Source organism: Micromonospora sp. CPCC 206171, from assembly GCF_036906755.1.
Lineage (GTDB): Bacteria > Actinomycetota > Actinomycetes > Mycobacteriales > Micromonosporaceae > Micromonospora > Micromonospora purpureochromogenes.
In genome coordinates, this window is record NZ_JBAKHT010000020.1 from 65589 (window position 1) to 88699 (window position 23111).

The window sequence follows — 23111 nt, forward strand, 5'->3', positions numbered from 1 at the left end:
CGACGCGGTGTCCACGCGGGCCGGCCGGGCGGGATGTCGGGTACGCCACACCGGCGGGTACCATCAGCGGGCAGCTACGAGGTGGGAGCCAGTCCAGCGATGAGCGATCGTCAGTGCACCGTCCTGCTCTACAGCGACGACCCGCAGGTCCGTGACCGGATGCGGCTGGCCGTCGGCACCCGCCCGGCGCCCGGCCTCGAGATCGAGTTCGTCGAGGCCGCCACGTACGCCGAGTGCATCCGACTGGTCGACGACTACGAGATCGACCTCATGCTGCTCGACGGCGAGGCCAGCCCGGGCGGCGGCATCGGCATCGCCCGCCAGATCAAGGACGACCGGGACGACGCCCCGCCCACCTGCGTGGTCATCGCCCGCTCCGCCGACCGATGGCTCGCCGCGTACGCGCAGGTCGACGCCACGCTGGTGCACCCGCTCGACCCGGTGACCACCGGCACCACGGTCGCCGAACTGCTGCGTACGCACGCCGCCGCCTGAGTCCGCGCGCTCGGCGGCGCCTCCGGCGCCCGGGCTGACGGGCGCCGACCCCGTCCCACCCGCACCCACGCCCGCTCGGGAGGCCCACCATGGGCGAACGGACCTGGCCGCACCTGCTCAACGCGCTGCTGCGCGGCGACGAGCTCTCCACCGCGGACACCGCGTGGGCGATGGACGAGATCATGACCGGCGCCGCCGCCCCGTCCCAGGTCGCCGGCTTCGCGGTGGCGTTGCGGGCCAAGGGCGAGACCCCCGCCGAGCTGGCCGGCCTGGTGCAGGCGATGCTCGGCCGGGCGGTGCCGGTCGAGCTGCCCGAGGAGCTGCGGCGCACCGCGCTGGACGTGGTCGGCACCGGCGGTGACCTCGCCCACACGGTGAACATCTCCACGATGACCGCGCTGGTGGTGGCCGGCGCCGGCGTCCGGGTGGTCAAGCACGGCAACCGTGCCGCCTCCTCGCTCTGCGGCACCGCCGACCTGCTGGAGTATCTCGGCGTGCCGCTGGACCTGGCGCCCGAGCAGGTCGCCCGCTGCGTCGAGGAGGCCGGGATCGGGTTCTGCTTCGCCGGCCGGTTCCACCCCGGGATGCGGCACGCCGGCCCGGTCCGCCGCGAGATCGGCGTACCCACCTTCTTCAACTTCCTCGGCCCGCTGACCAACCCGGCCCGTCCCCGGGCCGGGGCGGTGGGCTGCTTCGACGCGCGGATGGCGCCGGTGATGGCCGCCGTCTTCGCCGGGCGGGGCGACTCGGCGATCGTGATGCGCGGCGAGGACGGCCTGGACGAGTTCACCACCGCCGCCCCCACCCGGGTCTGGGTGGCCCAGCAGGGCACCGTGAGAGAGGCCGTGCTGGACGCGACGGACCTCGGGGTACCCCGGTCCACCCTGGCCGACCTGCGGGGCGGGGACGCGGCGTACAACGCCGGGGTGGCCCGCCGGCTGCTGGCCGGGCAGACCGGCCCGGTGCGGGACGCCGTGCTGGTCAACTCCGCCGCCGCGCTGGCCACCCAGGGGCCGCTGGACGGCGACCTGACCGAGGCGCTGCGGGCCGGGCTGGACCGGGCCGCCGAGTCGATCGACTCGGGCGCGGCGGCCGCCGCCCTGGAGCGCTGGGTCGAGGTGGCCCGCACCCTCTGAGCGGCCGCACCCGCTGAGCGGGTGGCGCGGCGGAACTGTCGGAGGGGCGTGCCAAACTACACGGGAGTAATTTTCCGTTTTCCGCCGATGGCTCCGATGGTCGCCGGCGGGCACCGGAGCGAGAGGAGACGCCCGTGTCGGACCGCGAGCTCTACTGCGACACCTGCGAGGGCGTGCAGCCGTTCGAGGTCCCGCCCTGCGTCGACGGTCACGACCTCGACTGCCCCGAGCTGATCTGCACCGGCTGCGGCGCGGCCGTGCTGATCGCCACCTTCGCCTTCCACGCCCCGCGCCTGGCCGACCGGCGCCCGCGGGCGACCGCCCGGTCGGACCGCCGCGCGGCCTGACCCGCGGCGCCGTCCTCGTCGCGGCGCTCCCGCTCGCCGTGCCGCCGGGCCGTTGGCCCCGCCGGCGACCGCCCGGTCTACCGGTCCTGTCGACCTGATGTCGTGGACGACTCACGGGGCCGGAAACACACGCAGGCCCGCGTCCCGGAGCGGGACGCGGGCCTGCGGGCGAAGCCGTCAGATCAGTGCTCGGCGGTACGCCGGGTGCCCGTGTAGTACTCGAAGAGCAGGCCGCACGCGGCGAAGATGACCGCGACCAGGCCGACGCCCACCAGCCAGAACTGCCAGTACACCAGGCCCAGGCCGGCCACCGCGGCGGCCAGCGCCAGACCGAACGGCCAGTAGCTGCCCGGGCTGAAGAAGCCGATCTCGCCGGCGCCGTCGGCGATCTCGCCGTCCGGCCGGTCCTCCGGCCGCAGGTCGATCCGGCGGGACACGAACCAGAAGAAGCCACCGCACATCGTGCAGAGCAGGAACGACAGCAGCAGAGCCACCGTGCCGACCCACTCGACCCGGCCGCCCGAGTCACCCCAGGTCCAGGCGCCGTAGAGCACCGTCGCGCCGAACAGGAACGCGGCGATGACCAGGAAGATACGCCACTCGGTCTTCATCTCGGTTCCCTCAGTTCCTCGGGTCGGAGTGCGACTTGTCGGGGTTGAAGGTGCCCACGTTGCGCCGCGTCTTGAACGGCGCGGTGGTCTTCGCGTACGGGTCCTCGCCGATGGCGCTGAGCGCCTCCTGCGTCGACTTGCCGTCCCGCTTGGCCGCCAGGAACTGGTCGTACTTCTCCGGGGAGACGACGCGCAGCTCGAAGTTCATGAAGGCGTGGTAGCTGCCGCAGAGCTCGGCGCACCGACCGACGTACGCGCCCTCGGACTCGAGCTTGGAGATCTCGAAGACGTTGCGGACGTTGCCCGGCATGACGTCCCGCTTGAACAGCAGCTCCGGCACCCAGAACGAGTGGATGACGTCGCGGCTGGTCTCCTCGAACCGGATCGACCGGTCGGTCGGCAGGACCAGCACCGGGATGACCTCGCTGGTGCCCAGCACCGACGCCACGGTGTTCGCCTCGGGGCCCTGACCATCGCGGTAGTTGAACTGCCAGTTCCACTTGAACGCGACGACCTCGACGGTCACGTCGGGGTTCTTCGTGATCCGCACCACGTCGGTCTGCACGACCGCCGTGTAGTAGAAGAGCACGGAGACGATCAGGATCGGCGCGATGGTGTAGAGGAACTCCATCGGCAGGTTGTACCGGGTCTGCACCGGCAGCTCGTTGCCCCGCTTGCGGTAGCGCACGATGCACCAGAAGATCAGGCCCCAGACGAAGACGCCGACCGCGAGGGCGGCGATGCAGGAGGCGATCCACAGGTCGTACATCCGGTGCGACTCCGGCGAGATGCCGCCCTGCGGCCAGCCGAAACCGTCGACCGAGCTGCCGACGTTGCAACCGGTGAGCAGAACCAGCAGCGCCGCTCCGCCGAGACCGAGCCCGGCGAGTCGACCAGCACCACGCCGCCGGCGCCCATTGGCTCCTGGGGAAGCGCTGTGCCGTACGGCCGAGGGCCGTACCTCCGAACTCCTTGCGACCACCTGGTCCTGCCTCCCTAGCGCGCCGCGGTGGGTTTCCCTCAAGCACCGACGGCAAAGGCGTCACCGACGGTCGCAGATTACTCGACCATGACGGGCTCGCCCGTGTTGGGGTCACTGTGCGCCCCCATCGGGGGGCTCGTGGGCATACCGACCCGATAGCGTGGGCTGTCGTGAGCCCTACCCCCGTCTACCTGGATGCGGCCACCGCCGCGCCGCTGCACCCGGTCGCCCGGCAGGCGCTGCTGGCCGCCCTCGACGACGGCTGGGCCGACCCGGCCAGGCTGTACACCCAGGCCCGCCGGGCCCGCCAGCTCCTCGACGCCGCCCGCGAGGCCACCGCGGCCACGCTCGGCGTCCGCGCCGACGAGCTCTCCTTCACCCCCAGCGGTACGACCGCGGCGCACGGGGCGGTGCTGGGTGGCCTGGCCGGTCGACGGCGGGTCGGGGCGACGCTGGTGCACTCGACGATCGAGCACTCCGCGGTGCTGCACGCCGCCGAGCGGCACGTGGCCGGTGGCGGCGCGGCGGTCGCCGTGCCGGTGGACCGGCTCGGCCGGCTCGAGGAGTCCGCCTGGTCCGAGGCGGTACGGGCCCCCGGGGTCGCGCTGGCCGCGCTGATCGCCGCCAGCCACGAGGTGGGCACCGTCCAGCCGGTGGCGCGGGCGGCGGCCGAGTGCGCCGACGCCGGTGTCCCGCTGTACGTCGACGCGGCCCAGGTGGTGGGGCGGGCGCCGGTGCCGGCGGGCTGGTCGGTGCTGACCGCCAGCGCGCACAAGTGGGGTGGGCCACCCGGGGTGGGACTGCTGGTGGTGCGCAAGGGCACCCGGTGGGAGTCGCCCTGGCCGGCCGACGAGCGGGAGTCCGGGCGTACCCCGGGGGTTATCAACCTGCCGGCGGTGGTGGCGTCGGCGGCGAGCCTGCGCGCGGCGGCGGCCGACGCGGCGGCCGAGGCGGCCCGGCTGGCGCCGCTGGTGGACCGGATCCGGACCCGGGTGGCGGCCGAGGTGCCGGACGTGGAGGTGGTCGGCGACGCCAGCGACCGGCTCCCCCACCTGGTCACCTTCTCCTGCCTGTACGTCGACGGCGAGGTGCTGCTGCACGCGCTGGACCGGCGTGGCTTCGCGGTCTCCTCCGGCTCCTCCTGCACCTCCTCGACGCTGCGCCCGTCACACGTGCTGGAGGCGATGGGGGTGCTCTCGCACGGCAACGTGCGGGTCTCGCTGCACCGGGAGACGACCGAGGCGGACGTCGAGCGGTTCCTGGCCGAGCTGCCCGGGATCGTCGCCGAGCTGCGCGCCGAGGCGGGGGTGGTGGGGCTGTGACCGACCCCACGGAGGTGCTCGACTGCCGGGGCCAGCGCTGCCCGCTGCCGGTCATCGCGCTGGCCCGCCGCCTGCCCGAGCTGCCCGTGGGCGCGGTGCTGCGGGTGCTGGCCGACGACCCGGCCGCCGCCGTCGACATCCCGGCCTGGTGCCGCATGCGCGCCCAGGAATTCGTCGCCGCCCACCCCGACACCACCGCCTACGACGTCCGCCGCACCCACTGACCCCTCCCCCCTCCCCCACGTCGCGGGCGCGCGCCCCAGATCCGCACACGTTCACGGAAAGAGTGGCTGTTCGACGTCGAATAGCCACTCTTTCTCGGAAAGTGCGCCCGCAGGGACTGCGTACCCGGGGAGGGTCAGGTCAGGTAGGTGAGGATGGCGGGGAGGGGGTCCAGGTCCACGGCGGTGTCGACCACCAGGCGGGGGCCGATGATCGGCTCGTACTCGGCGCGGCGGAGCAGGGTCTGGTCCCAGGTGGGGAGCAGCGGGTCGGGCTCGGCGGGCAGCCGCGCCTCGACCCGGCGGCGGTGCTCCGCCTCGTCGCCGCAGTGCACCTCGATCAGCCGCAGCGGCACCCCGGCCCGCGCGACCAGGTCGTGCCAAAGGCCGCGGGCGCTGGCCACCGGGTTGACCGCGTCGACCACCACGGCCAGGCCGAGCCCCAACTGCACCTCGGCCAGCCCCGCCACCGCCTGGTACGCCGCCATCCCGGGCACGTCGCCGACCAGCCCGTGCTGCGCCAGCGCCCGCTCGACCGGGTCCACCGGCAGCACGGGCGCGCCCAGCGCCGCGCCGAGCCGCCGGGCGAGGGTGCTCTTGCCCACCGCCGGCAGGCCGGCGAACGCGACCAGGACGGGTCTCACGGCAGCAGGTGCGGCCGCACGTCCTCGGCGGCGGCGTCGCCGTACGACTCGGCCAGGCGCTTGACGAACAGGTCGCGGCGGACCTCGTACTCCTGGGTGCCGACGGTCTCCAGCACCAGGGTGGCCAGCAGCGAGCCCACCTGCGCGGCCCGCTCCAGGCCGAGGCCCCAGGAGAGCGCGGCGAAGAAACCGGCCCGGAAGCCGTCGCCGACGCCGGTCGGGTCGACCGCCTGGATCTCCCGGGCGATCGGCACGTGGATCGTCCCGAAGTCCCGGCCGGCGATCTCCGCGCCGTGCTTGCCCAGCGTGGTGACCCGTACCTTCACCCGGTCGAGCAGCTGCTCGTCGGTGAGGCCGGCCTTGCTCTGCAGCAGGGACTTCTCGTAGTCGTTGGTCATCAGGTAGTCGGCGCCGTCGATCAGGCCGATCACGTCCGCGCCGTCCATCCGGGCGAGCTGCTGGGACGGGTCGGCGACGAAGGCGTAGCCGCGCTCCCGGCACTCGGCGGAGTGACGGATCATCGCCTCCGGGTCGTTGGCGCTGACCAGCACCAGGTCGAGACCGCCGAGGCGCTGGGCGACCGGGGACAGCTCGATGTTGCGGGCCTCGCTCATCGCCCCGGCGTAGAAGGAGGCGATCTGGCACATGTCGGTGTCCGTGGTGCAGACGAACCGGGCGGTGTGCGCCACCTCGCTGACGTGCACCGACTGGCAGTCGACGCCGTGCCGCTCCAGCCAGGAGCGGTAGTCGGCGAAGTCGGCGCCGACCGCCCCGAGCAGCACCGGACGCAGCCCGAGCTGCGCCATGCCGAAGGCGATGTTGGCGGCCACCCCGCCGCGACGCAGCACCAGGTCGTCCACGAGGAACGACAGCGACACCTTGTGCAGCTGGTCGGCGATGAGCTGGTCGGCGAAGCGACCGGGGAAGCTCATCAGGTGGTCGGTCGCGATCGAGCCGGTCACGGCGATCTTCATGTCAACCCTCGGGGTCGGGAGCACGGCGCCGGTCAGCCTACCGGGCCGCCCGGGGAGCCGGTCCAGGGTCTTCTCGACACTGCGCCACCCGGCGCTGATCCGGACGTCACCCCCGACTGCGGCGCACAGACGGCGACGGGGCCGCCCCGAAGGACGGCCCCGCCGTACGCAGGTGCTGGTCGACTCAGCTGAACGAGTCGCCGCAGGCGCAGGAGCTGCCCGCGTTGGGGTTGTCGATGGTGAAGCCCTGGGCGTCGATCCGGTCGGCGAAGTCGATGGTGGCGCCGGCCAGGTAGGGGGCGCTCATCCGGTCGACGACGACCTCGACACCGTCGAAGTCGGTGACGACGTCACCGTCGAGCGACCGCTCGTCGAAGAACAGCTGGTACCGCAGGCCGGAGCAGCCGCCCGGCTGCACCGCGACCCGGAGCCGCAGGTCGTCGCGGCCCTCCTGCTCGATCAGGGCCTTGACCTTCTGCGCCGCGACGTCGGTGAGGACGACGGAAGTAGGGGCCTGGGCCTCGGTCGACTCGGTCTGCGCTGGCGTGGTCACGTGGAAATCTCCCTGCGCGGTATGGGTCCGGACGCACTGGCCAACGTCACGCGTCGTCCAGTGATTCCCGGTGTGGTCCAGATCCGATCGTACGCCGTCCCGGCCCGCGCGACCCGGGGGCGTGACCGGAAGGGCGTCACCCGCGCCGCAGGTCCGCAGCGGGGCGGCACCGCGCCGCGCGCCCCGGCATCCCGACCGGTCTCTTCGGCACGGCCGTTACCGAACGAGCGTGATACCTCAGAGGTATCAATATGCCTCTGAGGTATCACGCTCGTGGGTGGTGTCATGCCCCGGACCGGAGCGACCGGAGCCGGCGCCACCGAATCGGCGGCGGCCGCCCCCGGCCGGGTGCTCAGCGGCTCCACTGCCGGGCCAGCCGCGCGCCGAGCGCCCGCAGCCCCTCGGCCGGGCGGCCCATCGCGGCCTCGACCCCGCCGCGTTCCTCCCCGCCGAAGTGCTCCACCAGGCTGTACGTCTCGGTGACGCCGGCCGAGGCCGCCTCCCGCCGCCCGGTGCTCACCCGTCCCGCCAGCACCACGCAGGGCACTCCCCGGTCGCGGGCGGCGCCGGCCACCCCGGCGACCACCTTGCCGCGCAGCGACTGGTGGTCGAAGGATCCCTCCCCGGTGATCACCAGGTCGGTGGCGTCGAGCGCGGCGTCCAGCCCGATCGCCCGGGTCACCAGGTCGATGCCGGATTCGCAGCGCCCGCCCAGGGCGAGGATCGCCGCGCCGAGGCCGCCGGCCGCACCGCCGCCCGGGAGCGCGCCCAGTCCGGGCGGGCAGCCGGGCAGGTCCCGTTCGAGCACCGCCGCCCAGCGCTCCAGCGCGGCGTCGAGCAGCAGCACGTCCTCGCGGGTGGCGCCCTTCTGCGGGCCGTAGACGTTGCTCGCCCCGTGCAGCCCGAGCAGCGGGTTGTCCACGTCGGTGGCGGCGACCAGGGTGGCCCCGCGCAGCCGGGGCACGCCGTCGAGGGTGGCGACGGCGGCCAGCGCCGCCCCGCCGTATGGCAGGGCCCGGCCGGCGTCGTCCAGCGGCGTCGCGCCGAGCGCGGTGAGCAGGCCGGCCCCGCCGTCGTTGGTGCCGGAGCCGCCGAGCCCGATGACCACCGTGCGGGCCCCGTGCTCGACCGCCGCGGTGACCAGCGTCCCCAGCCCGTAGGAGGTGGTCGCCTTCGGGTCCCGCTCGGCGGCGGAGAGCAGGTGCAGCCCGCAGGCCTGGGCGCTCTCCAGGTAGGCGGTGCCGTCGTCGGTGACCAGGATCTCACCGGTGGCCGGCCGGCCGAGCGGGTCGACGGTCGGCACCGGGATCCGCCGCCCGCCGAGGGCGTCGGCGAGCACCGCGACGAAGCCCGGCCCGCCGTCGGCGAGCGGTCGGATCAGCAGCTCGTCGCCGGCGGCGACGGCCCGCCAGCCCTCGGCGACGGCGGCGGCGACCTCCGGGGCGGCGAGGGTGCCGGCGAACTTGTCCGGACAGAGCAGCACGCGCATGCCTGGCAGTGTGGCAGCCCACACCGGCGGAGGCTGCGCGGCAGCCACGCTGTGGGACCATGGGAGGCGTGACTTCGACCTGGGTGGAACCCTCCAACACCGCCACTGCGCTGCTGCTCCTCGGCCGCGGCAGCGACCCCGCCACCGAGCGTGGCGTGGAGTGTCCGGGCGACCTGCCGGCGCCGAGCGACCCTGACCTGGTGGCCCGGGCGGCGGCGGCCAAGGCCGCGCTCGGCACCAAGGTGTTCGTGCTGGGTCACCACTACCAGCGCGACGAGGTGATCCAGTTCGCCGACGTGACCGGCGACTCGTTCAAGCTGGCCCGGGAGGCGGCGGCCCGGCCGGACGCGGAGTACATCGTCTTCTGCGGCGTGCACTTCATGGCCGAGAGCGCGGACATCCTCACCTCGGACGCGCAGAAGGTGATCCTGCCCGACCTGGCCGCCGGCTGCTCGATGGCGGACATGGCGGTGCTGTCGCAGGTCGAGACCGCCTGGGACGTGCTGACCGAGCTGGGCGTCGCGGCGGACACCGTCCCGGTGACGTACATGAACTCCTCGGCCGACATCAAGGGCTTCGTCGGGCGCAACGGCGGCGTGGTCTGCACCTCGTCGAACGCCAAGCGGGCCCTGGACTGGGCGTACCAGCAGGGGTCGAAGGTGTTCTTCCTGCCCGACCAGCACCTGGGCCGCAACACGGCGGTGCTGGAGATGGGCTACTCGCTCGACGACTGCGTGCTGTACGACCCGCACAAGCCGAACGGCGGGCTCACCCCGCAGCAGCTGCGCGACGCGAAGATGATCCTCTGGCGGGGGCACTGCTCGGTGCACGGCCGGTTCACCCTCGACAGCGTCAACGACGTGCGCGCGCGGGTGCCGGGGGTCAACGTGCTGGTGCACCCGGAGTGCCGGCACGAGGTGGTCACCGCCGCCGATCACGTCGGCTCGACGGAGTACATCATCAAGACCATCGAGGCGGCTCCGGCCGGCTCGGCCTGGGCCGTCGGCACCGAGCTGAACCTGGTCCGCCGGCTGGCGCTGGCCCACCCGGACAAGCAGATCATGTTCCTGGACAAGGCGGTCTGCTACTGCTCGACGATGAACCGGATCGACCTGCCGCACCTGGTCTGGGCGCTGGAGGAGCTGGTCGCCGGGCGGGTGGTCAACCAGATCACCGTCGATGAGGACACCGCGCACCACGCGCGGGTGGCGCTGGACCAGATGCTCGCCCTGCCGGGCGCGGACACCCCGCCGCCCCGCTGATCACCCACGGTCACATCGCTGGTACGGAAACATGCCGGAATCCCCGGTTCGTTCCGTGCCTGGCGATGTGACCGATTCCATTTTCGTCACCGAGGGCTATGCTGCCGGGGCGACGACATCGCGGACCGTTTTGCGCCGGTCCCATTCCGGGTAGCTGAACAGCCGGCAAGAGCTGGACAGCTCGACCCACCCTCGACACAGCACCACCCGACGCGCTGGAGGTTGCGTTGACCGACGACGTCCTGGTCGTACACGGAGGCACGCCGCTGGAAGGGCGGATCCGCGTGCGCGGCGCGAAGAACCTGGTCTCGAAGGCGATGGTCGCCGCCCTGCTGGGCGACACCCCCAGCCGGCTGTTCGACGTGCCGCGCATCCGTGACGTCGAGGTGGTCCGCGGGCTGCTCGGCCTGCACGGGGTCAAGGTCACCGACGGCGCCGAGGAGGGCGAGCTGGTCTTCGACCCGGCCAACGTCGAGAGCGCCAGCACCGACCAGATCAACGTGCACGCGGGCTCCAGCCGGATCCCGATCCTGTTCTGCGGCCCGCTGCTGCACCGGCTCGGGCACGCCTTCATCCCGGACCTGGGCGGCTGCCACATCGGGCCGCGCCCGATCGACTTCCACCTCCAGGCGCTGCGCGAGTTCGGCGCGACGGTCGAGAAGACCCCGGAGGGCCTGCACCTGTCGGCGCCGAACGGGCTGCACGGCACCAAGTTCGCGCTGCCGTACCCGAGCGTGGGCGCGACCGAGCAGGTGCTGCTCACCGCGGTGATGGCCGAGGGCGTCACCGAGCTGCGCAACGCCGCCGTCGAGCCGGAGATCATCGACCTGATCTGCATCCTGCAGAAGATGGGCGCGATCATCAAGGTCCACACCGACCGGGTGATCGAGATCCAGGGCGTCAAGCGGCTCAGCGGCTACACCCACCGGCCGATCCCCGACCGGATCGAGGCGGCGAGCTGGGCGGCGGCGGCGCTGGCCACCCGCGGGCACGTCGAGGTGCTCGGCGCCCAGCAGGTCGACATGATGACCTTCCTGAACATCTTCCGCTCGGTCGGCGGCGCGTACGAGGTGACCGACGCCCGCGCGCCGAAGCTCGGCGACCCGGGCCAGGAGGGCGGCATCCGGTTCTGGCACCCGGGCGGCGAGCTCAACGCCGTGGCGCTGGAGACCGACGTGCACCCGGGCTTCATGACCGACTGGCAGCAGCCCCTGGTCGTCGCACTGACCCAGGCCCGCGGCCTGTCGATCGTCCACGAGACGGTCTACGAGCAGCGGCTGGGCTACACCGAGGCGCTGAACACGATGGGCGCCAACATCCAGGTCTACCGGGACTGCCTGGGCGGCACCCCGTGCCGCTTCGGCCGGCGCAACTTCAAGCACTCCGCGGTGATCGCCGGCCCGAGCAAGCTGCACGCGGCCGACCTGGTCATCCCGGACCTGCGCGCCGGGTTCAGCCACCTGATCGCGGCGCTCGCCGCCGAGGGCACCTCCCGGGTGTACGGCGTGGACCTGATCAACCGCGGTTACGAGGACTTCGAGGCGAAGCTGGCCAGCCTGGGCGCGCACGTCGAGCGGCCGTAACCGAACTCACCTGAGCTCGGAACGAGCGCCCGGTGCACCGTGATGTGCACCGGGCGCCGTCGTTTGGCTACCCTTCACCTCGTGCCGTCGCTGTTTCGTCGCAAGTCCGCCGACCCCGACTCCTCCGCCACCGTCGTGGCGACCGAGGAGCAGCCCTCCGCGCGCCCCCGGGGCTACACCCCGAGCAAGAAGGAACTGGGCCTGCAGACCCCGAAGCGGCCGGTCGGCGGTCGTCGCCCCGCCGGGCCGACGAAGCCGCTGACCAAGGAGGAGGCGCGGGAGCAGCGCCGGCTGGCCCGCGCCGAGGCGGCGGCGGAGTTCCGCCGCGAGGGCGGCCCGCGCGACCGCGGCCCGGAGCGGCTGCTGGCCCGCAACGTGGTCGACTCCCGGCGTACCGTCGGCACCTGGTTCTTCGGTGGCGCGCTGATCGTGCTGATCGGCTCCAACCAGGCCATGCCACCGGCGATCCGGCTGGCCTCGAACATCATCTGGGGTGCGCTCGCGCTCGGTGTGGTGATCGACTCGATCCTGATCTCTCGCAAGATCAAGAAGCTGGTCCGGGAGCGCTTCCCGAACAGCGGCGAGCGGATGGGGTCGCTCTACCTCTACGCGATCATGCGCTCGATCACCTTCCGCCGGATGCGGGCCCCCGCGCCGCAGGTCAACATCGGCGACAAGATCTGACCCCCACCCGGTCCGGACCTGGCCCCTTCCCGGCGTAAGCGGGGAGGGGCTTCGTCACTGCACCCCGAGCAGGCGCAGCAGGGCCGTGGTGCCGGCCGCCGCGACCACCACCAGGACGAACGGTGCCCGCCGCCAGGCGAGCAGCACCCCGACCAGCACGCCCGCCGGCCGGGCGTAGCCGGCGAAGCGGCCCGCCTCGGTCAGTGCGGCGGTCGCGGCCAGCGCGGCCAGCAGGGCGGCGGCCCCGACCGGCAGCAACCGCCGGGACCACTCGGGCAGGTCCAGCCGGTCCCGCAGCAGCACTCCGGCGACCCGGAAGCCGTACGTGCCGGCGGCCAGGGCGAGGATCACCACGATCAGCACGCCCTCTCCTCCGTCCGGAGGGCCGGCCCCGACCCGGCTTCCCGGGGTCCGACCCGGCCCCGACCCCGCGCTGGCGAGCCGGTGGCGCCGGGCGCACCGGACGGGGCGGCGCTGCCGGGCGCACCGGACGGGTCGGCGCCGGGCCGATCGGCGGCCGATCGGCGGGGCCTGCGCAGGGCCGGCAGGGCCAAGGCGGCGAGCGCGAGCAGCACCGGCAGCCCGGCCGGCAGCACCGGGGTCGACAGCACCGCCAGGCCCGCGCCGGTCAGCGCCACCCGCCGGGTCTCCGGGTCGCGCAGGGTCGGCAGCAGCAGGGCGATCAGCCCGGCCGGGAAGGCAGCGTCCAGCCCCAGGGTGGCCGGATCGCCCACCGCGCCGCCGGCGAGCACGCCGAGCAGGGTGCCGGCGTTCCAGGCCAGGAAGAGCAGCGTCCCGGCGAGCCAGAACGCCCGGTGGCGCGCGGAGCCGGCCGGTCGCGCCAGCGCGAACGCGGTCGTCTCGTCGGTCATCAGGTGGCTGCCGAGCAGCCGTCGCCAGCGCGGCCGGCCGAGGCTGTCGCCCAGGGTCAGGCCGAACGGCAGGTGCCGGGCGTTGAGCAGCAGGCCGGCCAGGACCGCGGCGAGCGGGCTGCCAGCGGCTACCAGGCCCACCGCCATGAACTGCGCGCCACCGGCGTAGACCACCACCGACATCGCGACGGTCGCCCAGGGGGGCAGGCCGGCGGCCACCGCGACCGCGCCGAAGGAGGCGCCGACCGCGATCATCGCCGCGCCGATCGCAGCGACGTCGCGGAGCATCCGGGCGTCGGGTGTTCGCTGAGCCGTACGCATGGTCCATTATGATGAACACCTTCGACGCGTTCGTCAAACCGAACAAAAAGAACGATGGAGCGAACAAGGCCGTGGACACCACTCCCCTGCTGGCCACCATCGCGGCGGCCCTGCGCCGCGAGCGCGACCGGGCCGGTCTGTCGTTGACCGAGCTGGCCCGCCGCGCCGGCATCGCCAAGTCCACCCTGTCCCAGCTCGAATCCGGCGTGGGCAACCCCAGCGTGGAGACGCTCTGGGCGCTGGGCGTCGCGCTCGGCGTACCGTTCAGCCGGCTGGTCGAGCCGCCGCCGGCCAGCGTCCGGGTGATCCGGGCCGGCGAGGGCCCCCGGGTCCGCTCGGAGCACGCCGACTTCACCGCCACCCTGCTCGCCGCCGGCTCGGCACACGCCCGGCGCGACGTCTACGTCATGGAGCTGGAACCGGGTGACGTCCGCGTCGCCGAGCCGCACACCCCCCGCAGCGTGGAGCACATCGTGGTCGCCGCTGGGCGGATGCGCGTCGGCCCGGAGTCCGACCTGGTGGAACTCGGCCCGGGCGACTACGCCACGTTCCCGGGGGACGCGCCGCACCGGTACGAGGCGCTGGCGCCCGGCACCTTCGCGGTCCTCGTCATGGAGCACCCCTGAGCTGCTGGCGGAGCGCGCCTCAACCACAGCGCCTTCTCCTGGCCCGCGCCCTCACTGAGCTGACGCCGATGCCGGTAGACAGCTCTGGGAGCGTGCCGGCTGAGGCGGCGGGCCGCTGGCCGGGCGTGGGGAGCCGTGCCGGCTTCGACGGTCGGCGGCTCAGCCGCTGACCGGGGCCGCCCGGCTCGCCGGGGATCGGTAGAGCCGGGTCACCACCTCCTCGATGTCCGGCTCGACGATCGAGATGTCGCGGAGCGTGGCCAGACCGGCCAGCCCGGCCACCACCTCCGCCGCACCGGCCGACTCGCAGGCGTAGACCAGCCGGCGCCCGTCCGCCTCGACCCGTTCCAGCGGCGCGCCGGGCAGCGTCGGCGGGGTGGCCAGCGCGGTGTCCAGCTCGGCGACCACCATCCGGCGGGAGCCGTACCGGCTGTGCAGGGCGGCGATCGAGCCGTCGTGCACCACCCGACCGTGGTCGATCACCACGAGCCGGCGGCAGAGCCGCTCGATGTCGGCCAGGTCGTGGGTGGTGAGCACCAGCGTGGTGTCGCCGGCCCGGCGCAGCTCGCCGAGGAAGTCGCGGACCGCCTGCTTGCTCACCACGTCCAAGCCGATGGTGGGCTCGTCGAGGAAGAGCACCCGCGGGCCGTGCAGCAGGGCGGCGGTCAGTTCGCCGCGCATCCGCTGCCCGAGGGAGAGCTGCCGCACCGGGGTGTCCAGGAACTCGTCGAGGTCCAGCAGCGCGCGGCAGCGGCGCAGCCGGGTCGCGTGGTCGCCTGCCGGCACCCGGTAGACGTGCCGGAGCAGGTCGAGCGAGTCGCGCAGCGGCAGGTCCCACCAGAGCTGGGAACGCTGCCCGAAGACCACGCCGATGCCGAGGGCCAGCCGGGTGCGCTGGGCGACCGGTCGCAGCCCGCAGACGCGTACCTGCCCGGCGGAGGGAGTCAGCACGCCGGTGAGCATCTTCAGGGTGGTGGACTTGCCCGCCCCGTTCGGGCCGATGTAGCCGAGCGTCTCGCCGCGCTCCACCCGCAGGTCCACGCCGTCGACGGCGGTGACCGTCCGCTTCTCGCGGCGCAGCCGGCCGACCTTGACCCGGACCGTGAACTCCTTGCGCAGCCCCTGCGCGTCGATCACCAGGCTCATGACCCGCCCTTACACTGCGCAGACGCCAGGCGGATCGCGCGAAACGGCATGTCCTTCCGAGATACTGTCACACTTGACCCCTACAGTGATCGTTGTGGGCCGGGCGATCAAGCGAAGCTTCAAGTACCGCTTCTATCCCACGCCCGAACAGGCCGAACAGCTGAATCGGACGCTTGGCTGTGTTCGCTTGGTCTTCAATAGAGCACTCGAAGAGTGCATTCGCCTTCGGCGAGCCAACGGCCGGACGATGAGTTACACCGAGACCTCCGCCGAACTCACCCAGTGGAAGAGGACGGACCTGACCTTTCTCAACGAGGTTTCGTCGGTCCCCCTTCAGCAGGCGCTTCGCCACCTGCAATCCACCTTCAGCGCCTTCCTGAGGAAGAAGGCTCAACACCCGCGCTTCAAGTCCAAGCGCAAGTCTCGAGCCGCCGCGGAGTACACCCGATCCGCGTTTCGTTGGCGGGACGGAAACCTGACCCTGGCGAAGATGAAGCAACCGCTGAACGTTGTGTGGTCGCGTTCGCTGCCGGCTGGAACCGAGCCCTCGACCGTCACAGTGTCTCGCGACAGTGCTGGACGGTGGTTCGTCTCGCTGTTGGTCGAAGACTCGTCCCTGCAGCCACTTCCACCAACGACTCAGGCCGTCGGTGTGGACCTGGGGCTGACCACCTTGGCGACCCTTTCCACCGGAGAGAAGATCGCCGACCCACGCCATGAAGGCCGCGAGCGGCGACGACTGGGTCGTGCCCAACGCCGTCTCTCGCGAAAACAGCACGGATCCGCCAACCAACTGAAGGCTCGCCTTTCGGTGGCGAGAATCCAGACCCGGATCGCGGACCGACGTCGCGACCATCTCCACCAGCTGACCAGTCGACTCGTCCGCGAGAACCAAACAGTCGTGATCGAAGATCTCAGCATCCGGAACATGAAACGCAACCACAGACTGGCACGCGGGATCTCGGACGCTGCGTGGTGGCAGATGCGCCGCATGTTGGAGTACAAGGCAGACTGGTACGGACGCCGCGTACTCGTCATCGGTCGCTGGCAACCATCGTCGAAGAGGTGTTCGACCTGTGGCAGGGTAAGGGAATCCTTGCCCTTGAGCACGCGCTCGTGGACATGCGAATGCAGAGCCGTTCATGATCGCGACGTCAACGCTGCCCGAAACATCCTCGCCGCCGGGCTGGCGGAGAGGTGAAACGCCTGTCGAGAGCTGGTGAGACCTCAGCCGTTCATACGGCGCTGGCACGGCTCGCCGAAGCAGGAAACCTCGGGAGTGATCCCGGGGATCCCCGCTCCTGTGAGCGGTGGAAGACGTCAAGATCCCGTACTCCGGTAATGGCGGACACCGACGCGCCAGGCCGCCGCCGCGCCGGCGGCGGCCACCAGCGCGACCCCGGGCGCGGCCCAGCCGGCCCAGGCCGGCAGGCCCAGCGGATCGGCCCGGCCGAGCAGCGCCAGCGCCGGCTGGTAGCTGACGAAGGCGAATCCCAGCCCGTACGCGAAGGCCGCGCGGAACCAGCCCTCGAAGATCGTGACCGGGTACGTGGTGAAGTCCCGTCCACCGTAGGTGACCGAGTTGGCCAGCTCCCCCGACTCCACCCAGTAGAACGAGACGGTGGCGGTGGCCACGAAGAGCGAGCCGAAGAAGACCACCCCGGCCAGCGGGGCGACGACGGCCAGCGCCACCCGGCCGGGCGTCCAGTCGATCGGTGCGGTGGCCAGCGCCACCACCAGCACGGCCAGGCCGAACAGCGCCCGGGACAGCTTGCGCAGCGGCAGGTCCATCAGCAGCAGCTGGGGCAGCGCGCCGAGCGGTCGCAGCAGCACCGCGTCGAGCAGCCCGGTGCGCACGTACCGGGGCAGCCGCTCGATGTTGCCGACCAGCAGGTCGGCGGTGGCGAAGGCGCAGGAGGAGAGGCCGACCATCACCAGCGTCTCGGGAAGGGTGAAGCCGCCCAGCTCGTGGGTCACCCCGTAGAGCACCAGGACGGTGACCACGTCGAAGACGGTGGCCCCGACGTTGCCCAGCAGGTCCACCACGAACGACGTCCGGTACGCCGTCTGCGACCGCGCCTGCGCCCGCAGCAGCGCCCGGTACGCGGTGGCCGCGCCGCCCGCCTCAGCCACCCTGCACCACCAGCCGCCGCTCGGCCCGGCGCTGCACCAGCCGGCAGGCGGCCAGGATCAGCACCGCCCAGCAGAGCTGGAGAGCGACCAGCCCGAGCTGGGTGACCGGCGGGTCCCGCTCGACCAGCACGTCCAGCGGGGTCTGCAGCAGGCTCGGGAAGGGGGTGCCGAGCCAGAGGGCGAGCTGGAGCGGCTCGGGCAGGAAGCGCAGCGGGAAGTAGAGCCCGGCCAGCACCCCCGAACCGAGCGTCCAGAGGATCATCGGGCCACGGACGTCCTGCAACCAGTACGCGGTGGCGTTGACCAGGTAGCGGCAGCCGAAGCAGAGCACCAGCGCGGTGGCCACGGAGACGCCGAAGAGCGGCAGGGTCGACCAGCGGGTGGGCAGGTACACGTCGAAGAAGAGCGGGCCGACGAGCAGCGGCGGCAGGAAGCGGGCCAGCACGGCGTACCCGGCGCGGCCGAGGTCGGTGGCGAGGTAGCTGGTCACCGGGTGCACCGGGCGGAGCAGGTCGCCGGCCACGTCACCGGTGCGGATCCGGTCGGCCAGGTCGGTCCAGCCCCAGAGCAGGATCACCGCCAGCAGACCCTGCGCGACCCAGACGAAGGTGGCGAGCTGGGCCCGGTCGTACCCGCCGACGCTGCCGGCGGTCCCGGCCGCCGCGAGCAGCACGTAGCAGTGCAGGAACCCGAAGACGGAGTTGGTGACGGCACCGGCCAGCGCGGCCTGCCGATAGGTGGCGTATCGTCGGAAGCCGGCACGGGATATCGCCCCGAATGTCCGAAACCATAGGATAACGTTTGAGTCCGTGGGCGGTGCCACAGTGGCGGTGACCGAGCCCACGCCGTTACCCTCCATCCGCAGCCATGCCGTGCCGGGCCGGGCGACTCTACCGGCAGGTGGAGGCCCCGGCACGACAATTTCCAACGAGGTGACACCGCCGTGAGCGAGCGACGCGAGCCGGGCATCGGGCCGCGCCGCACGGGCGCCGACGAGGGCCCTCGATGACGGGCGGCTATCGCGACCGCTGGCAGGACCCGGCCGAGCCCTCCTGGGTCGTCGAGCCGACCACCGAGTGGCAGCCGCAGTTCCCCGGCCAGCGCTACCCCGGCGACATCGGCACCCGGCATCTCCCGGCACCGCCCCCGCGCGGGCGGGCCGCCGTGGTCGGCCGGGCCGAGGTGCCGCCGCTCGCCCCGACCCGTCCCGACGGGACGTACCTCGGGCGGTCCTGGGACGACCACGACGAGGAGCCGCCGCGCTGGGGTGGCCACCCCGTCGCCGAACAGCAGCCCCACGCCGACGAGGCGTACCGCCGCGACGACGACCTGTACCGGCGGCCGGCCTCCGACCTGACCTGGCAGCGCGAGCGCCGCCGGCCGGAGCCGGAGGCCCCGGCCCCGCGCGCCGCCCGTACCGCCTGGGCCGACCGCCACCCCGAGGTCGCCGACCGGCCCCGTGAGGTCGCCGACCGGCCCCGTGAGGTCGCCGACCGGCCGCGCGAGGGTGCCGACCGGCCGCGCGAGGCGGCGTGGCACCGCGACCGGGGCGCCCCCGAGCGGTACGACGGCCGTCCGCAGCGCCCCGCCCCGGGCGTCGCCCCGGTCTCCCCCGGGCCGAGGCACGAGCCGGCCCGTGGCGTCGAGCCCGGCTGGGTGCCCGAACCCGACGAGGCGCCGCCGGCGCGCCGGCCCGGCACCGGGTACGACCGCCGCCCGGCCGACGACCGCCGCCCGGCCGACGACCGCCGCCGCCGGCGGGACGGTCACGAGCAGTTCCCGGCCGACCGGCGGACCCGCCCCGACCAGGAGGCCCCCGGCCGGTACCGCGAGCCGGACGAGCGCCGCCCGGCGCGCCCCGAGGAGCGCCCGCCGCACGGATACGACGCCCGCCCGCCCGCCCGCGACCACGCCGGCCACCGACCCGGACCGAACGGGTACGCGGACCGCCCCACCCCGAACGGGTACGCCGAACAGCGGCCCGCAGCGAACGGGTACGCCGAACAGCGGCCCGCGCCGAACGGGTACGACGACGGGCACCGCCCGCCGTCGCGAGGATCGGACGAGCGCTGGCAACGCGGGTACGACGAGCGCCGCCACCCCGAGGAGCGGGGACCGTCGCGCGAGGCGGCCGCCCGCGCCGAGGCGTACCCGGACCGCCGGCCGCGCGAGGCGACACCGCCCGCGGAGGCGTACCGCGAGCAGTGGAGCCGGCCCGGCGCGGACCGCGACGGCCGGGGCGGGCCCGGCCCGGAATACGGCCGGCACCAGGAGCAGCGGCCGGCTCGCCCCTCCTGGCACGAGGAGCGGCCCGCCGCCCACGGTCCGGTGCGTCCGGTCTCTCCCGCGCCGGTCTCCGGAGCGCCGTCCTCCGGCGGCCCGGCGTCGGCCACACCCGTCTCCCCCGCCCCCACCTCGGGCGCGCCGGTCTCCGGCGCCCCCGTCCGCCCGGTCGCCGACCCGCGTGCCCCGCACGGCCGGGACCAGTTCCCGCCCCGCGCCGCCGGCACGCCGCCCTTCGCCGGGACCATGCCCCCGGTCTCCGGTCCGCCGCGCCCCGCGCCGCCGGCCACCGGCGGCTCACCGGGCTGGACCCGCGACGACCGGCCCACCTCGGCCCCGCCCGGCCCGGACCGGGACGCGCCGATCTCGTCGCCCCCGGCGGCCCGGCCACGGCCGGAGTTCCGGCCCGGCCAGGAGGGCGCGCCGCGCCCCACCGCGCCCGGCGACACCGGCCCGACCGCCCAGCGCCCCGGCCCGGCCGACCACCGGCCGGCCGCCGCGCCGCCGGCCGAGGGGCGACCGGTCTCCGGTGCCCCCGGTGCCGGATTCCGGTACCCCGTCGACGACCGGGTGCCGCCGGCGCACGGCCGGCCGTCCCCCGGCCAGCAGCCGACGCCCGGTCCGACGCCCGACCGGCGTCCGGTGTCGGGAGCGCCCGTCGGGCACCAGCCCGTGCCGGGACCGTCCGTCGGCCACCGGCCGGTCTCCGGGCCGCCCGAGGCCCGGGTCGCGCCGCAGCGGCCCGCCGGCCCGGCCCCCGCACCGGCCACCCCGGCGAGCGCGGGCCCGTCGGCCGCCGGCCCGTCCCTGGAGATCACGCCGGACAAGCCGCGCCGCTACATCCCGCCGGCGCCGGAGCCCGCCGCTCCCGTGCCACCGGTGGCCCGCAGCACGGAGCCGAACAGTTCCGAGGCGTGGTTCCGCCCCGCCCGGCCCAACCCGGACGACGAGGCCGACGACCGCCCGGTGTCCGCCCCGTCCGGCACGGCGGGCACGTCCGCGCCGGCGGCTCGGCAGCCGATCGAGGCCACCCACCCCTCGGACGAGCGGTCCCCCGTGCGGTCCCCGGACGCCGAGCCGTACCGGCCGGTCTCCGCGCCGCCGGCGTTCCGGCCGGTCGCCGACCAGGCCGCGTCCGACGGCACGGCACCGGCGGCGGCTCCGGTCGCGCCCGTCTCCGAGCCGGCCACCGCACCGGTCGAGCCCGCCGCTCCGACGCCGGAGCGGGACACCGCCGACGCGGTTGCCGCACCACTGTCGGCCAAGGCCACGGCGTCCGCGCCGGAGACCTCCGCCGAGCCGGCCTCGTCCAGGGCCGGGGAGCCGGCCGTCCCCGTGTCACCCGCCCCGCCGGTGTCCACGCCGGCACCGGTCCCCGCAGCCCGCCACGACGCGGCGGCGGTCCCGCCGCACTCGGTGCCGTCGGACGCACCCGACGGCACGGAGCCGGCCCGGCCCGTCTCCGCCCCGCCGGCCGACGCCATGGATCGGGCCCGACCTGTCTCCGCGGCACCGGCCGACACCCTGGAGCCTCCGGTCGGGGACACGGCGGCGGGGACCGCCGGATCTCTCGCGCCCGACGGCCCCGAACCGGCCCCGCCGGTCACCGCCCCACCGGCCGAGCCCGATCCGGCCGCAACGGTCGGACCGGAGGCCGTCAGCACGTCGACCCGACCCGTCTCCGCACCGCCGGCCGGCCCGCCCGAGCAGTCCGCCCCGCCTGCGCCGCACGTCCCGTCGTCCGTGGCCGAGGCCCCGTCCGGCGAACCGGAGTCCGCGCCGCCCGGGGCCGACACCGCCGAGGAGCCCGTCGATCCGGTGTCGGCTCCGCCGTCGCCGACCGGCGCGGGACCGACCTCGCCCGAGGCGTCGACGCCGCCCGCCACCGCACCGGAGCAGCCCGCCGGGCTCGTTCCGATTCCCCCGGTCGCCGCCACCACCGCCACGGCACCCGACCCGGATCCCGCCGTCGCGGCCACGCCGCCGGCTGACCCGACGACGCCGCCCGCCGACACGGCCACCCCGCTGACCGACGTGACCACGCCGCCGGCCACCACCGCCCCGGAGACCCCCGCCCCGGAGACCACCCCCACCGCGCCCGCCGAGCCGCCGGCCGACCCGGAGCAGGTCCTGGCCGCGTACCGGTGGCGGCTGGATTCCGAGACGCTGCGCGAGGTCGTCGACGACGCCGACGAGCTGCGGGCGCTGCGCCGGCGGCTGACCGAGAAGCTCGGCGCGTCCCTGGACAACCGGGCCCGGGCGCGGCTGCTCAGCCTGCGCGCGGTGGTCTCCCGGGTCGTCCACGACCTGGACGACGCGCTCGCCGACGGCCGGCTCGCCCTCACCTACGCGGAGGCGACCGGCGAGCTGCGGCGTACCGCGCTGGCCCGGGCCCGGCTGGCGGAGGTGCTGCGCTGCAAGGGCGAGTTCGCCGAGGCGGACCGGCTCTTCGCCGAAGCCAACTCGGCCGAGCTGCCGGACCGGCTGCGGGCGGCGCTGCACGAGCACGCCGGCCGCTCCTGCTACGACCAGGGCCGGCTGATGGAGGCCTGCGAGCACTTCGAGCGCGCCCTGGACCTGCGCCGGGCCGACGACCCGGAGCTGACCGAGCGGATCCGGGTCTGCCTGGACGCGGTGCACACCCGGGCCACCGCCCGGGGCGGCTTCGGGCCGTACCCCCGCAGCCGGGAGGAGGTGCTGCGCGGGCGCAAGTCCCCGGTGCCCACGCTCGACGGCGGCCTGGGCCGGTGGGGGTACGCGGACGCCGACGGTGAGCTGGTCCTCGACTACCGGTACGCCGAGGCGCAGCCGTTCCGCGAGGGCCTGGCCTGGGTACGCCGCCCGGACACGCCGGGCTGGGAGCTGATCGACGAGGCCGGCAGCACCCTGATCGGCCCCTCGTACGCGGCGGTGCGGGCCTTCTCCGACGGCCTGGCCTGGGTCTCGCGCGGCGGCGAGGCGGACTGGATGGCGATCGACTCCGAGGACACCGTGGTGGTGCCGGCGGGCTTCGAGGACGCCCGGCCGTTCACCGCCGGGGTCGCCGCGGTGCGCCGGGGCGGCTGGGGCGCGGTGGACCGCAACGGCCGGCTGGTCGTCCCCACCCGCTATCACGGCTTCCGCACCGCGCTGGCCGACGGCCGCCGGCTCGACGGCTTCACCGACGAGGGGCTGGCCGTGGTGGAACTGGGCGGCTTCCGGGGTGTGGTGGACCGCACCGGCCGGGTGCTGGTCGCGCCGGCCCACCCGGAGCTGGTGATCCACCCGGTGGCGTTCCTGGCCAACGACCGCACCGGCCGGTGGGGCGCGCTGGACCGGCGCGGCGAGCCGCTCATCGACCCGGTGCACCCCGGCCCGGACGCGGTGCTCGCCGAGATCGACCTGCTGCTGACCGACGCGCATCCGGTGCTCTGAACCACCCCGCCGC

Annotated in this window: 22 protein-coding genes; 11 read left to right on the top strand and 11 right to left on the bottom strand. The window is 74.4% G+C overall.

Annotation, left to right across the window (positions count from 1 at the left end):
* Positions 1 to 99: 99 nt before the first annotated feature.
* The 3 genes from V6U89_RS21675 to V6U89_RS21685 all read left to right on the top strand — a co-directional run bounded on the left by V6U89_RS21675 (position 100) and on the right by V6U89_RS21685 (position 1978).
* Positions 100 to 495 (top strand): hypothetical protein, encoded by a 396-nt coding sequence (locus tag V6U89_RS21675; RefSeq protein ID WP_154943960.1) that lies wholly within the window; start codon positions 100 to 102, stop codon positions 493 to 495.
* An 89-nt stretch (positions 496 to 584) separates the two neighbouring features.
* Positions 585 to 1631 (top strand): anthranilate phosphoribosyltransferase, encoded by a 1047-nt coding sequence (trpD, locus tag V6U89_RS21680; protein ID WP_334573176.1) that lies wholly within the window; start codon positions 585 to 587, stop codon positions 1629 to 1631.
* Positions 1632 to 1765: 134 nt separating this feature from the next.
* On the top strand, positions 1766 to 1978 hold the full coding sequence (locus V6U89_RS21685) for a hypothetical protein (RefSeq protein ID WP_334573177.1): 213 nt from the start codon (positions 1766 to 1768) through the stop codon (positions 1976 to 1978).
* 182 nt (positions 1979 to 2160) lie between these two features.
* Here V6U89_RS21685 and V6U89_RS21690 read toward each other — a convergent pair whose 3' ends face one another.
* Both V6U89_RS21690 and ctaC read right to left on the bottom strand, forming a co-directional pair.
* Complete coding sequence (locus V6U89_RS21690) at positions 2161 to 2589, bottom strand: cytochrome c oxidase subunit 4 (protein ID WP_238451558.1); 429 nt, start codon at positions 2587 to 2589, stop codon at positions 2161 to 2163.
* 10 nt (positions 2590 to 2599) lie between these two features.
* Positions 2600 to 3571, bottom strand: a complete 972-nt coding sequence (gene ctaC, locus V6U89_RS21695; protein ID WP_334573178.1) for an aa3-type cytochrome oxidase subunit II — start codon at positions 3569 to 3571, stop codon at positions 2600 to 2602.
* A 170-nt stretch (positions 3572 to 3741) separates the two neighbouring features.
* Between ctaC and V6U89_RS21700 the strand changes: the two genes are divergently transcribed.
* On the top strand, positions 3742 to 4893 hold the full coding sequence (locus V6U89_RS21700) for a cysteine desulfurase family protein (protein WP_334573179.1): 1152 nt from the start codon (positions 3742 to 3744) through the stop codon (positions 4891 to 4893).
* Positions 4890 to 5117: a sulfurtransferase TusA family protein gene (locus V6U89_RS21705; protein ID WP_154943966.1), complete on the top strand. Its 228-nt coding sequence runs from the start codon at positions 4890 to 4892 to the stop codon at positions 5115 to 5117. The genes V6U89_RS21700 and V6U89_RS21705 overlap by 4 nt, the downstream gene beginning before the upstream one ends.
* A gap of 134 nt (positions 5118 to 5251) precedes the next feature.
* Here V6U89_RS21705 and V6U89_RS21710 read toward each other — a convergent pair whose 3' ends face one another.
* From V6U89_RS21710 to V6U89_RS21725, 4 genes are all read right to left on the bottom strand, one after another.
* On the bottom strand, positions 5252 to 5758 hold the full coding sequence (locus tag V6U89_RS21710) for an AAA family ATPase (protein WP_334573180.1): 507 nt from the start codon (positions 5756 to 5758) through the stop codon (positions 5252 to 5254).
* Positions 5755 to 6732, bottom strand: a complete 978-nt coding sequence (locus V6U89_RS21715) for a carbohydrate kinase family protein (RefSeq protein ID WP_334573181.1) — start codon at positions 6730 to 6732, stop codon at positions 5755 to 5757. The genes V6U89_RS21710 and V6U89_RS21715 overlap by 4 nt, the downstream gene beginning before the upstream one ends.
* A 184-nt stretch (positions 6733 to 6916) precedes the next feature.
* The gene (gene erpA / locus V6U89_RS21720; protein WP_088961031.1) at positions 6917 to 7285 is read right to left on the bottom strand and encodes an iron-sulfur cluster insertion protein ErpA; all 369 of its coding nucleotides are present in this window, start codon (positions 7283 to 7285) and stop codon (positions 6917 to 6919) included.
* A 352-nt stretch (positions 7286 to 7637) separates the two neighbouring features.
* Positions 7638 to 8774 (bottom strand): glycerate kinase family protein, encoded by a 1137-nt coding sequence (locus tag V6U89_RS21725; protein ID WP_334573182.1) that lies wholly within the window; start codon positions 8772 to 8774, stop codon positions 7638 to 7640.
* 68 nt (positions 8775 to 8842) lie between these two features.
* Here V6U89_RS21725 and nadA point away from each other — a divergent pair, with 68 nt between their 5' ends.
* From nadA to V6U89_RS21740, 3 genes are all read left to right on the top strand, one after another.
* Entirely contained in the window at positions 8843 to 10036 is a 1194-nt protein-coding gene (gene nadA, locus V6U89_RS21730) for a quinolinate synthase NadA (RefSeq protein ID WP_334573183.1), read from the top strand.
* Between the two features lie 227 nt (positions 10037 to 10263).
* Positions 10264 to 11619: a UDP-N-acetylglucosamine 1-carboxyvinyltransferase gene (gene murA / locus V6U89_RS21735; protein ID WP_088961029.1), complete on the top strand. Its 1356-nt coding sequence runs from the start codon at positions 10264 to 10266 to the stop codon at positions 11617 to 11619.
* Between the two features lie 42 nt (positions 11620 to 11661).
* Complete coding sequence (locus V6U89_RS21740; RefSeq protein ID WP_334573184.1) at positions 11662 to 12303, top strand: DUF3043 domain-containing protein; 642 nt, start codon at positions 11662 to 11664, stop codon at positions 12301 to 12303.
* 54 nt (positions 12304 to 12357) lie between these two features.
* Here V6U89_RS21740 and V6U89_RS21745 read toward each other — a convergent pair whose 3' ends face one another.
* Both V6U89_RS21745 and V6U89_RS21750 read right to left on the bottom strand, forming a co-directional pair.
* A complete protein-coding gene (locus V6U89_RS21745; protein ID WP_334573185.1) occupies positions 12358 to 12666 on the bottom strand; it encodes an AzlD domain-containing protein in 309 nt (102 codons plus the stop codon).
* On the bottom strand, positions 12660 to 13496 hold the full coding sequence (locus V6U89_RS21750; protein ID WP_334573186.1) for an AzlC family ABC transporter permease: 837 nt from the start codon (positions 13494 to 13496) through the stop codon (positions 12660 to 12662). The genes V6U89_RS21745 and V6U89_RS21750 overlap by 7 nt, the downstream gene beginning before the upstream one ends.
* A gap of 11 nt (positions 13497 to 13507) precedes the next feature.
* Here V6U89_RS21750 and V6U89_RS21755 point away from each other — a divergent pair, with 11 nt between their 5' ends.
* Complete coding sequence (locus V6U89_RS21755; RefSeq protein ID WP_357618826.1) at positions 13508 to 14122, top strand: helix-turn-helix domain-containing protein; 615 nt, start codon at positions 13508 to 13510, stop codon at positions 14120 to 14122.
* Between the two features lie 159 nt (positions 14123 to 14281).
* Here the strand turns inward: V6U89_RS21755 and V6U89_RS21760 are convergent, their stop codons facing one another.
* Positions 14282 to 15268 carry an ABC transporter ATP-binding protein gene (locus V6U89_RS21760; protein ID WP_334573188.1) on the bottom strand — a complete coding sequence of 329 codons (987 nt, stop codon included), beginning with the start codon at positions 15266 to 15268 and terminating at the stop codon, positions 14282 to 14284.
* 94 nt (positions 15269 to 15362) lie between these two features.
* Here V6U89_RS21760 and V6U89_RS21765 point away from each other — a divergent pair, with 94 nt between their 5' ends.
* A complete protein-coding gene (locus V6U89_RS21765) occupies positions 15363 to 16469 on the top strand; it encodes an RNA-guided endonuclease InsQ/TnpB family protein (protein WP_334573189.1) in 1107 nt (368 codons plus the stop codon).
* 119 nt (positions 16470 to 16588) lie between these two features.
* Here the strand turns inward: V6U89_RS21765 and V6U89_RS21770 are convergent, their stop codons facing one another.
* Both V6U89_RS21770 and V6U89_RS21775 read right to left on the bottom strand, forming a co-directional pair.
* Entirely contained in the window at positions 16589 to 17401 is an 813-nt protein-coding gene (locus V6U89_RS21770) for an ABC transporter permease (protein ID WP_334573190.1), read from the bottom strand.
* Positions 17394 to 18245 (bottom strand): ABC transporter permease, encoded by an 852-nt coding sequence (locus V6U89_RS21775; protein WP_442933966.1) that lies wholly within the window; start codon positions 18243 to 18245, stop codon positions 17394 to 17396. The genes V6U89_RS21770 and V6U89_RS21775 overlap by 8 nt, the downstream gene beginning before the upstream one ends.
* Before the next feature lie 161 nt (positions 18246 to 18406).
* On the opposite strand from V6U89_RS21775, the gene V6U89_RS21780 reads away from it, so the two are divergent.
* Entirely contained in the window at positions 18407 to 23098 is a 4692-nt protein-coding gene (locus tag V6U89_RS21780; protein ID WP_334573192.1) for a WG repeat-containing protein, read from the top strand.
* Positions 23099 to 23111 lie beyond the last annotated feature (13 nt).